Source organism: Rhizorhabdus phycosphaerae (assembly GCF_011044255.1).
Classification (GTDB): domain Bacteria; phylum Pseudomonadota; class Alphaproteobacteria; order Sphingomonadales; family Sphingomonadaceae; genus Rhizorhabdus; species Rhizorhabdus phycosphaerae.
In genome coordinates, this window is sequence record NZ_CP049107.1 from 82,132 (window position 1) to 95,103 (window position 12,972).

General features: G+C 66.3%; 15 protein-coding genes. 11 read left to right on the plus strand and 4 right to left on the minus strand.

Annotation, left to right across the window (positions count from 1 at the left end; all coding sequences use genetic code 11):
* The first annotated feature begins 8 nt into the window (after positions 1-8).
* From G6P88_RS00435 to thiD, 4 genes are all read left to right on the plus strand, one after another.
* Positions 9-1,394, plus strand: a complete 1,386-nt coding sequence (locus G6P88_RS00435; RefSeq protein ID WP_165324808.1) for an amidohydrolase — start codon at positions 9-11, stop codon at positions 1,392-1,394.
* On the plus strand, positions 1,391-2,704 hold the full coding sequence (locus G6P88_RS00440) for an amidohydrolase family protein (RefSeq protein WP_165321324.1): 1,314 nt from the start codon (positions 1,391-1,393) through the stop codon (positions 2,702-2,704). The genes G6P88_RS00435 and G6P88_RS00440 overlap by 4 nt, the downstream gene beginning before the upstream one ends.
* Before the next feature lie 138 nt (positions 2,705-2,842).
* Complete coding sequence (glmM, locus tag G6P88_RS00445) at positions 2,843-4,180, plus strand: phosphoglucosamine mutase (RefSeq protein WP_165321325.1); 1,338 nt, start codon at positions 2,843-2,845, stop codon at positions 4,178-4,180.
* 5 nt (positions 4,181-4,185) lie between these two features.
* Positions 4,186-4,989, plus strand: a complete 804-nt coding sequence (gene thiD / locus G6P88_RS00450) for a bifunctional hydroxymethylpyrimidine kinase/phosphomethylpyrimidine kinase (RefSeq protein ID WP_165321326.1) — start codon at positions 4,186-4,188, stop codon at positions 4,987-4,989.
* Between the two features lie 15 nt (positions 4,990-5,004).
* On the opposite strand, the gene G6P88_RS00455 is transcribed toward thiD, so the two are convergent.
* Positions 5,005-5,439, minus strand: coding sequence for an Rrf2 family transcriptional regulator (locus G6P88_RS00455; RefSeq protein ID WP_165321327.1), 435 nt, complete (start codon positions 5,437-5,439; stop codon positions 5,005-5,007).
* 94 nt (positions 5,440-5,533) lie between these two features.
* Between G6P88_RS00455 and G6P88_RS00460 the strand changes: the two genes are divergently transcribed.
* Positions 5,534-5,974, plus strand: a complete 441-nt coding sequence (locus G6P88_RS00460; protein ID WP_165321328.1) for a globin domain-containing protein — start codon at positions 5,534-5,536, stop codon at positions 5,972-5,974.
* A 109-nt stretch (positions 5,975-6,083) separates the two neighbouring features.
* Here G6P88_RS00460 and rplI read toward each other — a convergent pair whose 3' ends face one another.
* From rplI to rpsF, 3 genes are read right to left on the minus strand one after another with little or no spacing between them, the layout of a single operon-like run.
* A complete protein-coding gene (rplI, locus tag G6P88_RS00465; protein WP_165321329.1) occupies positions 6,084-6,686 on the minus strand; it encodes a 50S ribosomal protein L9 in 603 nt (200 codons plus the stop codon).
* A gap of 15 nt (positions 6,687-6,701) precedes the next feature.
* A complete protein-coding gene (rpsR, locus tag G6P88_RS00470) occupies positions 6,702-6,926 on the minus strand; it encodes a 30S ribosomal protein S18 (protein WP_165321330.1) in 225 nt (74 codons plus the stop codon).
* Positions 6,927-6,941: 15 nt separating this feature from the next.
* Positions 6,942-7,349: a 30S ribosomal protein S6 gene (rpsF, locus tag G6P88_RS00475; RefSeq protein ID WP_165321331.1), complete on the minus strand. Its 408-nt coding sequence runs from the start codon at positions 7,347-7,349 to the stop codon at positions 6,942-6,944.
* Positions 7,350-7,588: 239 nt separating this feature from the next.
* Between rpsF and G6P88_RS00480 the strand changes: the two genes are divergently transcribed.
* The 6 genes from G6P88_RS00480 (at position 7,589) to mltG (ending at position 12,903) form a co-directional block, all read left to right on the plus strand.
* Positions 7,589-8,281: a hypothetical protein gene (locus G6P88_RS00480; protein ID WP_165321332.1), complete on the plus strand. Its 693-nt coding sequence runs from the start codon at positions 7,589-7,591 to the stop codon at positions 8,279-8,281.
* A 74-nt stretch (positions 8,282-8,355) separates the two neighbouring features.
* Positions 8,356-9,291, plus strand: coding sequence for an ACP S-malonyltransferase (gene fabD / locus G6P88_RS00485; RefSeq protein ID WP_165321333.1), 936 nt, complete (start codon positions 8,356-8,358; stop codon positions 9,289-9,291).
* A gap of 115 nt (positions 9,292-9,406) precedes the next feature.
* The gene (gene fabG / locus G6P88_RS00490) at positions 9,407-10,147 is read left to right on the plus strand and encodes a 3-oxoacyl-[acyl-carrier-protein] reductase (RefSeq protein ID WP_165321334.1); all 741 of its coding nucleotides are present in this window, start codon (positions 9,407-9,409) and stop codon (positions 10,145-10,147) included.
* Between the two features lie 115 nt (positions 10,148-10,262).
* The gene (locus G6P88_RS00495) at positions 10,263-10,499 is read left to right on the plus strand and encodes an acyl carrier protein (RefSeq protein ID WP_165321335.1); all 237 of its coding nucleotides are present in this window, start codon (positions 10,263-10,265) and stop codon (positions 10,497-10,499) included.
* A 135-nt stretch (positions 10,500-10,634) separates the two neighbouring features.
* The gene (gene fabF, locus G6P88_RS00500; protein WP_165321336.1) at positions 10,635-11,900 is read left to right on the plus strand and encodes a beta-ketoacyl-ACP synthase II; all 1,266 of its coding nucleotides are present in this window, start codon (positions 10,635-10,637) and stop codon (positions 11,898-11,900) included.
* 31 nt (positions 11,901-11,931) lie between these two features.
* A complete protein-coding gene (mltG, locus tag G6P88_RS00505; RefSeq protein WP_165324809.1) occupies positions 11,932-12,903 on the plus strand; it encodes an endolytic transglycosylase MltG in 972 nt (323 codons plus the stop codon).
* Positions 12,904-12,972 lie beyond the last annotated feature (69 nt).

A 12,972-nucleotide genomic window follows, 5' to 3' on the forward strand; every position in this document is an offset into this window, starting at 1 on the left:
GCGCCGCTATGGCGCTGGTGCTGACCGCCTGTTCGGGCGGTGCCGCACCCAAGTCCGCGTCTTCGGACGCGCCTCCTCCCGGCAAGGGCAAGGCGTTCGATCACGATCCCTTCCCGTCGACCTACAAGCCCTACCCGGGCGTGCCGACCGCGATCGTCCATGCGACCGTCTATGACGGCGAGGGCGGCCGCATTGAGAATGGCACGGTCCTGCTCGCCGACGGCAAGGTCGTCGGCGTGGGCGGCGCCGATCTCGCCATCCCAGCGGGCGCGAAGCTGATCGAGGGCAAGGGCAAGTGGGTCACCCCCGGCATCATCGACGTGCACAGCCATCTCGGCGACTATCCGTCGCCGGGCGTGGAGGCGCATTCCGACGGTAATGAGGCGACCGCGCCGGTCACCGCGCAGGTCTGGGCCGAGCATAGCGTCTGGCCGCAGGATCCGGGCTTCAGCCGCGCGCTGGCCAATGGCGGCGTGACGACGCTGCAGATCCTCCCGGGGTCGGCGAACCTGTTTGGCGGCCGCTCGGTCACGCTCAAAAATGTCTATGCGCGCACCGTGCAGGGAATGAAGTTCCCCGGCGCGCCCTATGGCCTGAAGATGGCCTGCGGCGAGAATCCCAAGCGCGTCTATGGCGGCAAGGGACGCGAGCCCTCGACCCGCATGGGCAATGTCGCGGTCGATCGCCAGACCTGGATCAAGGCGACCGAATATAAGCGGAAGTGGGACAAATATGAGGAGAAGGGCGGCGAGCCGCCGTCTCGCGACGTGGCGATGGATACGCTGCGCGGCGTCCTCGATGGCGAGATCCTCGTCCATAACCACTGCTACCGTGCCGACGAGATGGGCATCGTCCTCGATATGGCGAAGGAGTTCGGTTACAAGGTGACCGCCTTCCACCACGCCGTCGAAGCCTACAAGATCGCCGACCTTCTCAAGGCGAACGGCACCTGCGCCGCGGTCTGGGCCAACTGGTATGGCTTCAAGATGGAAAGCTATGACGGCATCCCGGAGAATCTCTCGATCCTGCACAATGCCGGTGCCTGCGTGATGATCCACTCGGACGACCAGAATGGCATCCAGCGGCTCAACCAGGAGGTCGCCAAGGCGCTCGCCTCGGGCCGTCGCGCCGGTTTCCAGATCAGCGACGAGCAGGCCTGGACATGGCTGGCCATCGCGCCCGCCAAGGCGCTGGGCATCGCTGACAAGACGGGCAGCCTGAAGCCCGGCAAGATGGGCGATGTCGTGCTGTGGAACGGCAATCCGCTCAGCGTCTACACGCGGCCGGAGAAGGTCTGGGTCGACGGGGCGATGCTGTACGACGCCTATGATCCGAAGCTCCGTCCGGTGAGCGACTTCGAGCTGGGCCAGCCCGGCGAGGGAGATGTGAAATGACGAGGGCTTCCCTGCTTCGCGGCCTCGGTGGCGCGCTCTGCGCTGCTCTGTCCTTCTCCTCACTCCCGGCGCTGGCCGAGACGATCGCCATCACCGGCGGCACCGTCGCCATTGGTGACGGCTCGCAGCCGATCGAGAACGGCACCGTCGTCATCGCCAATGGCCGCATTGTCGCGGCGGGCGCAGGCGTGGCCGTCCCGGCGGGTGCCACGGTAATCGACGCCCAGGGCAAATGGGTGTCGCCCGGCATCGTCGCGGGCGTCAGCACGCTCGGGGTGATGGAGGGCTATGGCATGTCCGAGGTCAACGACCTCAGCGCCGACAAGTCGCCTTTCTCGGCTGCGCTCGATATCTCGACCGCAGTCAATCCCAATGGCCAGCGCATCGGAACCGAGCGGTCGGCCGGGATCACGCGCGCCTTCGTCATCCCCTCGACCGGCAATACGATGTTCGCGGGGCAGGGCGCTGTGATCGACCTCGGCACCGATCCCGATCCGGTCACGCGCCCGCGCGCTTTCCAATATGTCGAGATGGGCGAGGATGGCATGCATGCCGCAGGCGGCAGTCGCCCGGCGGCCTATGCGCTGCTCAAGGCGGCACTCGGGGCCGCGGCGAATCCGTCCAGCGCCGACTTCGCCAGCAAGGATGCGCTGATCACGCGGCAGGATGCCGAAGCGCTGGTGCCGGTGCTGCGCGGTACCCAGCCACTGCTCGTCCATGTCGAGCGCGCCTCGGACATCCGCTCGGTGCTCGCGCTGAAGAAGCAATATCCTGCGCTGAGGCTGGTGCTGGTCGGCGCGACCGAGGGATGGATGGTCGCGAGCGAGATCGCGGCCGCCCGGGTGCCCGTCATCGCGGCGGCGCTGATCGACCTGCCCGAAAAGTTCGAGTCGATCGCCTCGACCCAGTCCAATGTCGGGCGGCTCGCCAAGGCGGGCGTCACCGTGGCGATCTCCAACGCGGACATATCGGAAGGGCCGTATGAGTCGTTCCTGCCCCAATATGCGGGCAATCTCGTTGCGCTGACCAGGATGCCCGGCGCGCAGGGGCTCGACTGGGGCGCGGCACTCGCCTCGATCACGTCAAAGCCGGCAGCGGCGATCGGCATGGACGGAGAGATCGGCTCGCTTCGCGCCGGCCGTCGGGCCGACGTGGTCGTCTGGAGCGGCGACCCGCTCGAACTGGCCTCACATCCCACGGCGATCTTCATCGACGGTGTGGCCCAACCTACGGTTAGCCGCCAGACCCGGCTGCGCGATCGCTATCTCGATCCGGTCGAGAAGGCGCTGCCCAAGGCCTATGAGCGCTGAGGCACGGCGATAGGCGTTGCGGACAAGGGAAAGGCGGTCATGGCCTGTGCCATGGCCGTCCTCCCGTCTCCGTGCGGGGACTTGAGACGCTGCCGGAATCGGCGCATCTAGCGGCGGCTTGGACTTGGGGGGTGTTGCATGGTGCGTAGATATTTCGGGACCGACGGCATTCGCGGGCGGACCAATGAGAGCCCGATGACCGCCGAAATCGCCATGCGTGTTGGGCAGGCGGCAGGCGCGCACTTCGTCCGGGGCGAGCATCGGCATCGCGTCGTCATCGGCAAGGATACGCGCCTGTCGGGTTATATGATGGAATCAGCGCTGGTCGCCGGTTTCACGAGCGTCGGGATGGACGTCGTGCTGCTCGGCCCGATGCCGACGCCGGCGGTAGCGATGCTCACCCGGTCGATGCGCGCCGACCTGGGCGTCATGATATCCGCAAGCCACAATATGTTCGCCGACAATGGCATCAAGCTGTTCGGCCCCGACGGCTACAAGCTGTCCGACGCCGACGAGATCGCGATCGAGGGGCTGCTCGATGCGCCGGTCAAGCTCGCCGCGCCGGGCGAGATCGGCCGGGCACGCCGCGTCGAGGACGCGCGCGGCCGCTATGTCCATGCGGTGAAGTCCAGCTTTCCGGAGCATCTTCGCCTCGAAGGGCTGCGGATCGTCGTCGATTGCGCCAATGGCGCCGCCTATGAGGTCGCCCCGCTCGCTTTGTGGGAATTGGGCGCTGACGTGATCTCGATGGGGGTCAGCCCCAATGGCACCAACATCAACGACAAATGCGGCTCGACCGATACGAAGGCGTTGCAGGACAAGGTGGCCGAGACGCGCGCCGACCTGGGCATCGCGCTCGACGGTGACGCCGACCGGCTCATCGTCGTCGACAATCTCGGACGGGTCGTCGACGGCGACCAGCTGATGGCGCTGATCGCCAGCGGCGCGCATCGGCGCGGCCAGCTGCGTGGCGGCGGGCTCGTATCGACGGTCATGTCAAACCTCGGACTGGAGCGCTTCCTGCAGGGGCAGGGGCTGTCGCTGCATCGGACCAAGGTCGGCGACCGCTATGTCGTCGAGGCGATGCGCGCCGAGGGCTTCAACGTCGGCGGCGAGCAGTCGGGTCATATCATCATGTCCGACCATGCGACCACCGGCGACGGGCTCGTAGCCGCGTTGCAGGTGCTGGCCGAATTGGTCGAGAGCGGCAAGCCGGCGAGCGACCTGCTCCACCTGTTCGATCCGCTGCCGCAGCTGCTCAAGAATGTCCGCTTCGTCGGAGGCGAGCCGCTCAAGGACGAGAAGGTCCAGGCGGCGATCGCCGATGCCGAGGCAAAGCTGGAGGGCAGCGGACGGCTCGTCATCCGCAAGTCGGGCACCGAGCCGCTGATCCGCGTGATGGCCGAAGGCGAAGACAGCAAGCTGGTCGAGGCGATGGTCGATCAGATCTGCGACGCGGTTCGCAAGGCCGCCTGATCGACATGGCGGTCGCCCGCATCCTGATCGTCGCCGGATCCGATTCCGGCGGCGGCGCCGGCATTCAGGCCGACATCAAGACGGTCACCCTGCTGGGTGGCCATGCGATGACGGCGATCACCGCGATCACCGCGCAGAACACGCTGGGCGTGACCGACGTCCATCCGGTTCCTGCCGGCAGCGTGATCGCGCAGATCGATGCGGTGGCGTTCGACATCGGCATCGACGCGGTCAAGATCGGCATGATCGGATCGCCCGATACCGCGGCGCGCGTCGCCGAGCGTCTCAGCCGACCGGACCTCGCCGCCGTGCCGGTCGTCTTCGATCCCGTCATGATCGCCACCAGCGGCAGCCGTCTGGCCAGCGCTGAGACGATCGCGGTGTTCGGAGACCTCATGCGGCGGGCGACGCTCTCGACCCCCAATCTGGACGAACTGGGCGCGCTCGCGGGTCTGACTTTGTCGGACGAGGCATCGGTCGCTACGGCTGCAACCGGATTAATCGAGCGTCTGGGCTGCGGGGCGATTCTGGCGACGGGTGCGGAGACAGGTCCGGGCGAACTCACCGATCTGCTGTTCGATGGTGCGGGGCCGGATGCCATCCACCGGTGGAGCGCGAACCGTATCGACACGATCCACGACCACGGCACCGGCTGTACGCTGGCCAGCGCCGTGGCCACCGGGCTCGGACAGGGACTTGCCCTTGATGCCGCGATCGAGCGCGCGCGTCGCTTCGTGCGGACGGCGCTGGAACATGCGCCGGGCCTTGGCAGCGGCCATGGCCCCATGGGGCATCGCGCGCTGGCCTGAGCCGGCTTTGTGGCGTCAGGCCTCGACGAGGGGCTCCAGCGAGAGCAGCCGCGCCAGATCGCCGCGCCGGCTCGCGACATCGGCGATCGTGTAGCGGTCCAGCACCGCCATGAACGCGCCAAAGGCCTCCCCCAGCACGCCCGACAAGCCGCAGGCGGGGGCTATCCTGCACGAGGCGCAGTCGACCAGCGGCAGGTCTTTCTCGCCATGCCGAACCACCTCGCCGATGCGGATTTCGGTAGCCGGCCGGGCCAGCGCAAGCCCGCCGCCACGACCCCGCGTCGCGCGGACCAGTCCCGCGCGAGCGAGCATGTTGACCACCTTCATCAGGTGATTCTCGGAAATCGCATAAGCGCGCGCGATCTCGGCGATCGAGCAGAGCCGGTCGTCATGCGTCGCGAGGTGGATCAGCGTCCGGAGGGCATAATCGGTGTGGAGCGAGAGGCGCATGCCTCTCCTTACCGGCTGTTAAAGATAGATTCAAATTGCATCTTTATCGCCTGCGGTATAGATGCATCGCTATTGCATCTTTAAAGGGGTAATCATGACCACCACGCTTTCTCCCGAAACCATCGCCATCGTCAAAGCGACTGCACCCGCGCTTCAGCAGCATGGCGTCGCGATTACGACGCGCATGTACGAGCGGCTGTTCGTCGATCCCGAAGTGAAGGCGCTGTTCGATGAGGCGGCACAGGAGTCGGGCGAGCAGCCGAAGCGTCTTGCCGCGGCGATCCTCGCCTATGCGAAGAATGTCGATAATCTGGGTGTGCTCGGCCAGGCGGTCGAGCGGATGGCTCAGCGTCATGTCGAGACCGGCGTGAAGGCCGAACATTATCCGCTGGTGGCGGCAGCGCTCCTGCCCGCGATCAAGGATGTCCTCGGCGACGCGGTGGACGACAACATCCTCAGCGCCTGGGGCGAGGCTTATTGGTTCCTGGCGGAAATCCTGACCGGCCGCGAGAAGCAGCTCTATCAGGCAGCGTGATCGTCGAGTGGCGGATGCCTGCGGGCGTCCGCCTTCTTCCTTGGTGTAGACAAAAGAAAAGGGCCGCCCGGATCGCTCCGGACGGCCCTTTTTCTGTTCGGCGAAGCGATCAGGCCTCGGCCGAATCCTCGGCGGGCTGGTCGACCAGGTCGGCAGCGATCTCGCCAGGCTCGGCGTTGGGGTCATAGGCTTCGGTGAAGCCGGCTTCGTCACGCTCGAACATCGAGGCCATGACGTCGACGCCCTGCGACTGCAGCTCGGCCTCTTCAGGCGAACGGGCAACGTTGACCTTGACGATGCGGGAGACTTCCGCGTGCAGCGAGATCTTCACCTCGTGCAGACCGATCGTCTTGATCGGGCGGCTGAGCACGACGCCCGACTTGGCGACCTTGACGCCGTCCTCGGCGAGCGCCTCGACGATGTCGCGGGCCGAAACCGAACCATAGAGCTGGCCGGTGTTCGATGCCTGACGGATCAGGGTCACCGACTTGTCGTCGAGCGTCTTCGCCTCGGTTTCCGCATGTTCGCGGCGCTTGGCGTTGTCGGCTTCGATCTGCGCGCGGTTGGCTTCGAAGACCTTCTTGTTCGCTTCGTTGGCGCGGAGCGCCTTCTTGCGGGGCAGGAGATAGTTGCGCGCGAAGCCCGCCTTCACGGTGACGACGTCACCGATCTGGCCCAGCTTTTCTACGCGCTCGAGCAGGATCACGTCCATGTTGGCGGTCCCTTCTTACTTGACGATGTAGGGAAGCAGCCCGAGATGACGGGCGCGCTTGATCGCCTTGGCGAGTTCACGCTGCTTCTTGGCGGACACCGCAGTGATGCGGCTCGGGACGATCTTGCCGCGTTCGGAAACGAAGCCCTGCAGCAGACGAACGTCCTTGTAATCGATCCGGGGAGCGTCCTTCGCGGAGAAGGGGCAGCTCTTGCGGCGGCGGAAAAATGCGCGTGCCATGGTTTCTATCCCTCCTTACGCGACTTCGCGGTCTTCGCGACGCGGGCGATCGCCGCGCTCGCCACGGCCGCCTTCGCGGTCGCCACGACGGCCTTCACGCTCGCCACGACGCATCATCGCGGACGGGCCCTGCTCGAGCTCGTCGACGCGGATCGTCATGTAGCGGATCACGTCTTCGTTGATCGCGGTCTGGCGCTCCAACTCGGCGACGACGCCGGCGGGGGCATCGATGTGAAGCATCACATAATGCGCCTTGCGGTTCTTCGCGATGCGATAGGCGAGGCTGCGCAGGCCCCAGGTCTCGGTCTTGGTGACCTTGCCCTGATTGTCCTCGACGATCTTGGTGGCGGCTTCCGCCAGCGCGTCGACCTGGGCTTGTGCCAGATCCTGACGCGCGAGAAACACATGCTCGTACAGAGCCATGTTCGCGACTTCCTTCCTTTGGCCGATCGCTGACGCCGTGCCCATCACGAACGCCCCTCCGGCTGTCTTCCAAAAGCAACGGGGGCGGAGAGACTGGCTCCCGCCCCGGTTGGCGCCGCCTATGAAGGAAATGCCGGAGAAAGGCAAGCGCGCACAAAGGACGCAGGCCGGCGGCGGAACCGGTGTAGCGTCCGCATGTTGAGCGAGTCGCGCATGAGCATGGACTATAGGAGGTGCAGATGGCGTCCTTTTCGATCGGCCTGTCGATCGCGGTCGCCGTGGCAGGCGCCGCTCTTGCCGGCCCCGTGCAGGCTGCCGGCGCGCGTGACTTGCTTGTCGAGGCGGCGTTCCGGACACGCGACAGGGGGGTGGCGCTCGAACGGATCGCCGAGGCGGAGTCGCTTGCGGGCAAGCAGTTGCTGGCGAAGCCGGGCGACGAGGATGCCCGCCTCACCCGGGCGATGGCCGTTGGCTATCGCGCCAAGCTGACCCGTAGCAGAAGCGATGCGCTGTCCGCGCGCAAGTCGTTCGAGGCGATAGCCGCCGCCAACCCGCGCGACGCCGAAGCTGTCGCGTCGGTCGGAACCTGGCATCTGGATTCGGTGGTTGATCTGGGCGCGATGATGGCCGGCATCGCCATCGGGGCGAAGAAGGCGACCGGCTTCGGCCTGATGGATCGCGCCGTGGCGCTCGGTGGCGGTCGCGCCCTCTATCCGGGGCTTGCCGCGCTGCTGCGGCTCGCCATCGATCCCGGCGACGCGCGCGGCCGGCAATTGGCCGAAGCCGCCAGTGTCGCTACGGTCAGCGCGCCGCTCGATCGCATCTTCCGCAATGCGGCCATCGCCATATTGGTGCCGTTGAAGGCCGGAGACGACCGTGCGACCCAGAAGCTTGCGCGCGAACTGCTGCCCTTCGGTCGGCTTTCGGGCTGACCGGGCAAGGCTTTGCGCTTGCCACTGCGATAAAGCTTTCCTAGTGGCGGCGGCCTTAGCGAGGAGAGCCGTCCATGCGAGCATTCATCTTTCCGGGTCAGGGCAGCCAGGCCGTGGGTATGGGCAAGGCGCTCGCCGATGCCAGCGTCGTCGCGCGTGAGGTCTTCCAGGAGGTCGACGACGCGCTCAGCCAGAATCTGTTCAAGCTCATGGTCGAAGGGCCGGCCGACGAGCTGACCCTGACCGAAAATGCCCAGCCTGCGATCATGGCCAATGCCATCGCGACGCTGCGCGTGCTTCAGAAGGAGGGCGGGATCAGCCTGGCCGACAAGGCCGCGTTCGTGGCCGGGCACAGCCTGGGCGAATATAGCGCGCTTTGCGCCGCAGAGGCGATCGACCTGTCGACCACCGCAAGGCTGCTGAAGCTGCGCGGGCAATCGATGCAGGCGGCCGTGCCCGTTGGCGTCGGCGCCATGGCCGTCTTCCTCGGCCTCGATTTCGAAGGTGCCAAGGCCGTCGCCGAAGAGGCGGCGCAGGGCGAAGTCTGCCAGGCGGCCAATGACAACAGCAACCGCCAGGTCGTGGTTTCGGGTCACAAGGATGCCGTCGAGCGTGCGATCGAGATCGCCAAGGCCAAGGGGGCACGCCGCGCGATGCTGCTGCCGGTCTCGGCGCCCTTCCACTGCGCGCTGATGCAGCCCGCCGCCGATGCCATGGCAGAAGCGCTCGGCAAGACCGCGGTGCAGGCGCCGCTCGTCCCGGTCTTCGCGAATGTCCTGGCCGCGCCGGTTTCTGATCCGGCGGAGATCGTCCGCCTGCTGGTCGAGCAGGTGACCGGCACGGTCCGCTGGCGCGAGGGCGTCGCCGCCATGGCCGATGCCGGCGTCGAGCAGTTCGTCGAGTTCGGCGGCAAGGTCGTCGGCCCGATGGTCAAGGACATCACCGACAAGGCCGCAGCGATCAGCGTCGTCACCATGGCGGATATCGAGGCGCTGGCTGCAAGCCTCTGACGGGTGCGCGGCTTGCCACCCGCCCTCGGGCGGAGGTAGAGAGCGCGCAACGCGACCGCCACGCTCGGTCATCCTGCGGCATGCCGCACCAGCTTAAGATAGAAAGGCGATGCACATGTTCGATCTTTCGGGCCGCACGGCACTTGTTACGGGCGCAAGCGGCGGCATCGGCTCGGCCATCGCCAAGGCGCTCGCGGCGCAGGGCGCCCGCGTCGCGCTGTCGGGTACGCGTGAAGAGGCGTTGAACGCCGTCGCGGCCGAGATCGGCGGCGACACGGTCGTGCTGCCCTGCAACCTCGGCGATGCCGAAGCGGTCGATGGCCTCGTTCCGCGTGCGGTCGAGGCGCTGGGCGGCAAGCTCGACATTCTCGTCAACAATGCCGGCGTGACGCGCGACAATCTCGTCATGCGGATGAAGGACGAGGAGTGGGATCAGGTGATCTCGGTCAACCTCGAAGCGGCCTTCCGCCTGATCCGCGCCGCCGCCAAGCCGATGATGAAGGCGCGCCATGGCCGCGTCATCACGATCACCTCGGTCGTCGGCACCACCGGCAATCCGGGGCAGGCGAACTATGCCGCGTCGAAGGCCGGCCTGGTCGGCATGTCCAAGGCGCTCGCGCAGGAACTGGCGAGCCGCAATATCACCGTCAACTGCGTGGCGCCCGGCTTCATCGCCTCCGCGATGACCGATGTGCTGCCCGAAGCGCAGAAAGAGGCGCTGTTGACCAAGATCCCCGCCGGAAAGCTGGGCGAGGGCGGCGACATCGCTGCGGCCGTCGTCTATCTCGCCAGCCAGGAGGCGTCCTACGTCACCGGCCAGACGCTGCACGTCAATGGCGGGATGGCCATGATCTGAGCCATGAGCTGAAGATAGCGGGGCCAATTGCGGTCCGGCGTCTTCAATGCATGCTTGCAAGCAAAGTCGCCCCCCGTTAGGGCAGGCGACAGAGACCCTAAGGAAGGTTTGGAATATGAGCGAGACCGCTGAGCGCGTTAAGAAGATCGTTGTCGAACATCTCGGTGTCGAAGCCGAGAAGGTGACCGAAGAGGCCAGCTTCATCGACGATCTGGGCGCGGACAGCCTCGACATCGTCGAGCTGGTCATGGCGTTCGAGGAAGAGTTCAGCGTCGAGATTCCCGACGATGCGGCTGAGAAGATCGCGACCGTCAAGGACGCCATCAACTATATCGACAGCCACAAGGGCTGATCCACCCGCCCGCCGGCCGAATGATCGTCCGGGGCAGGTGATCGAGCCGAGAGCTTTCGGCGGCTCCCCGACCCCGGGCAAACCGATGGGACGGGGGGCCGCTTTGCCGTTCAAGAGGATATGCAGGAGATTGCCATGCGTCGCGTGGTCGTAACCGGTCTGGGCCTTGTCACGCCGCTGGGCGCGGATGTCGAAACAGCCTGGAGCAACATCATCGCCGGCAAGTCGGGCGCTGCCCGCATCACCCGCTTCGATCCGAGCGATCAGGCGTGCACGATCGCCTGCGAGGTCAAGCCTGCCGATCATCCCTATGGCTTCGACGCCGGCAAGCGCGTCGACCATAAGGTGCAGCGGCAGGTCGATCCGTTCATCGTCTATGGCATCGACGCCGCCGGCCAGGCGCTCGAAGATGCCGGCCTGACCGACATGAGCGAAGAGCTGAGCTACCGCGCCGGTCTGTCGATCGGTTCGGGAATCGGCGGCCTGCCCGGCATAGAGAGCGAGTCGATCGTTCTCCATGAAAAGGGCCCGCGCCGTGTCAGCCCCCATTTCGTCCATGGTCGCCTGATCAACCTGATCTCGGGTCAGGTCTCGATCAAATATGGCCTGCGCGGTCCGAACCATGCGGTCGTCACCGCCTGCTCGACCGGTGCCCATGCGATCGGCGACGCCGCGCGCATGATCGCGATGGACGATGCCGACATCATGGTGGCAGGCGGCGCCGAGGGCGCGATCTGCCCGCTCGGCATCGCCGGCTTCGCCCAGGCGCGCGCGTTGTCGACCGCCTATAACGACACGCCCGAAAAGGCGTCGCGCCCCTATGACAAGGGCCGCGACGGCTTCGTCATGGGCGAGGGCGCCGGCATCGTCGTGCTCGAGGAATATGAGCACGCCAAGGCGCGCGGTGCAAAGATCTATGCCGAGGTGATCGGCTATGGGCTGTCGGGCGACGCCTATCACGTCACCGCACCGCATCCGGAAGGGTCGGGGGCCTATCGCTCGATGGCGATGGCGCTCAAGAAGTCGGGCCTGACGCCGTCGGACATCGATTATATCAACGCCCACGGCACATCGACCCCGCTCGGCGACGAGCTCGAAGCGGGCGCGGTGCGCCGCCTGTTCGGCGATGCGCTCAAGACCGTGTCGATGAGCTCGACCAAGTCGGCGATCGGCCATCTGCTGGGCGGTGCCGGCGCGGTCGAATCGATCTTCTGCATCCTCGCGATGCGCGACCAGATCGTGCCGCCGACGCTGAACCTCGAAAATCCGAGCGACGGCCTCGAGGATTTCGACCTCGTTCCGCTTAAGGCCAAGAAGCGCAAGGTGAAGGCCGTGCTGAACAACAGCTTCGGCTTCGGCGGCACCAACGCCAGCCTGATCATGCGCGCCATCGAGGACTGATCCGGTCGTGGCCCGCCGCCGCAAGCCTTCGATCATCGGCCGGCTGCTCGTGCTGGTCGTGGTCCTGGCGTTGCTGGCGGGCGGCGCCGCAGCGTGGATCTCGCGTGACTGGTGGGGGCAGGGCCCCCTGACCAGGGAAGCCAGCGTCGTCGTCCGCAAGGGCGATACGCTGGCGGCTGCGGCCCGCGCTCTGGAAAAGGCGGGCGCGATCCGCTCGACCACCAACTTCCTCCGCTTCGCCCGCCGCTTCGGCTCGGACGAACCGGTCCGCGCGGGCGAGTTTACCATTCCGGCCGGAGCGAGCGGGCTCCAGATCCTCGACATTCTTCAGCACGGCACCCCCGTGCAGCATCTCGTCACCATCCCCGAGGGCATGCCCTCGATCCTGGTTCGCGAAAGGCTGCTTGCCGAGCCGCTGTTGACCGGCACCATCGACACGCCCGCTGAGGGCTCGGTGCTGCCCGACAGCTATGCGTTCGAGGCGGGCGAGCCGCGTGCGGCGGTTCTCGCGCGGATGCAGATGGCGATGCGCAAGGCGATCGACGAAGCCTGGGAAGGCCGCAAGCCGACCACGGCGGTCACCAGCAAGCGCGACGCGGTGATCCTCGCCTCGATCGTCGAGAAGGAAACCGGCATTGCCTCCGAACGGCCGATGGTCGCCTCGGTCTATTCCAACCGGTTGCGGCAGGGAATGAAGCTGCAGGCCGACCCGACCGTCATCTACCCGATCACCAGGGGCAAACCCCTCGGCCGCCGCATTCGCCAGTCCGAACTCCGCGCAGTCAACGGCTACAACACCTATGCCTCGGCCGGCCTGCCGGAAGGTCCGATCGCGAACCCGAGCAAGGCCGCGATCGAAGCGGTTCTGGACCCGGCCAAGAGCAGCGCGCTCTATTTCGTCGCGGACGGCAAGGGCGGCCACATCTTCGCCAATACGCTGGCCGAGCACAATGCGAACGTGCAGCGCTACTACGCGATCCGGAGAGCCCGCGGCGAGATGTGAGTGGAGTAGAGGCGAGGGTGAATCCTCTTCCGCTCTACCTGGCTTATATTTGGCTTATATTGGGGACAG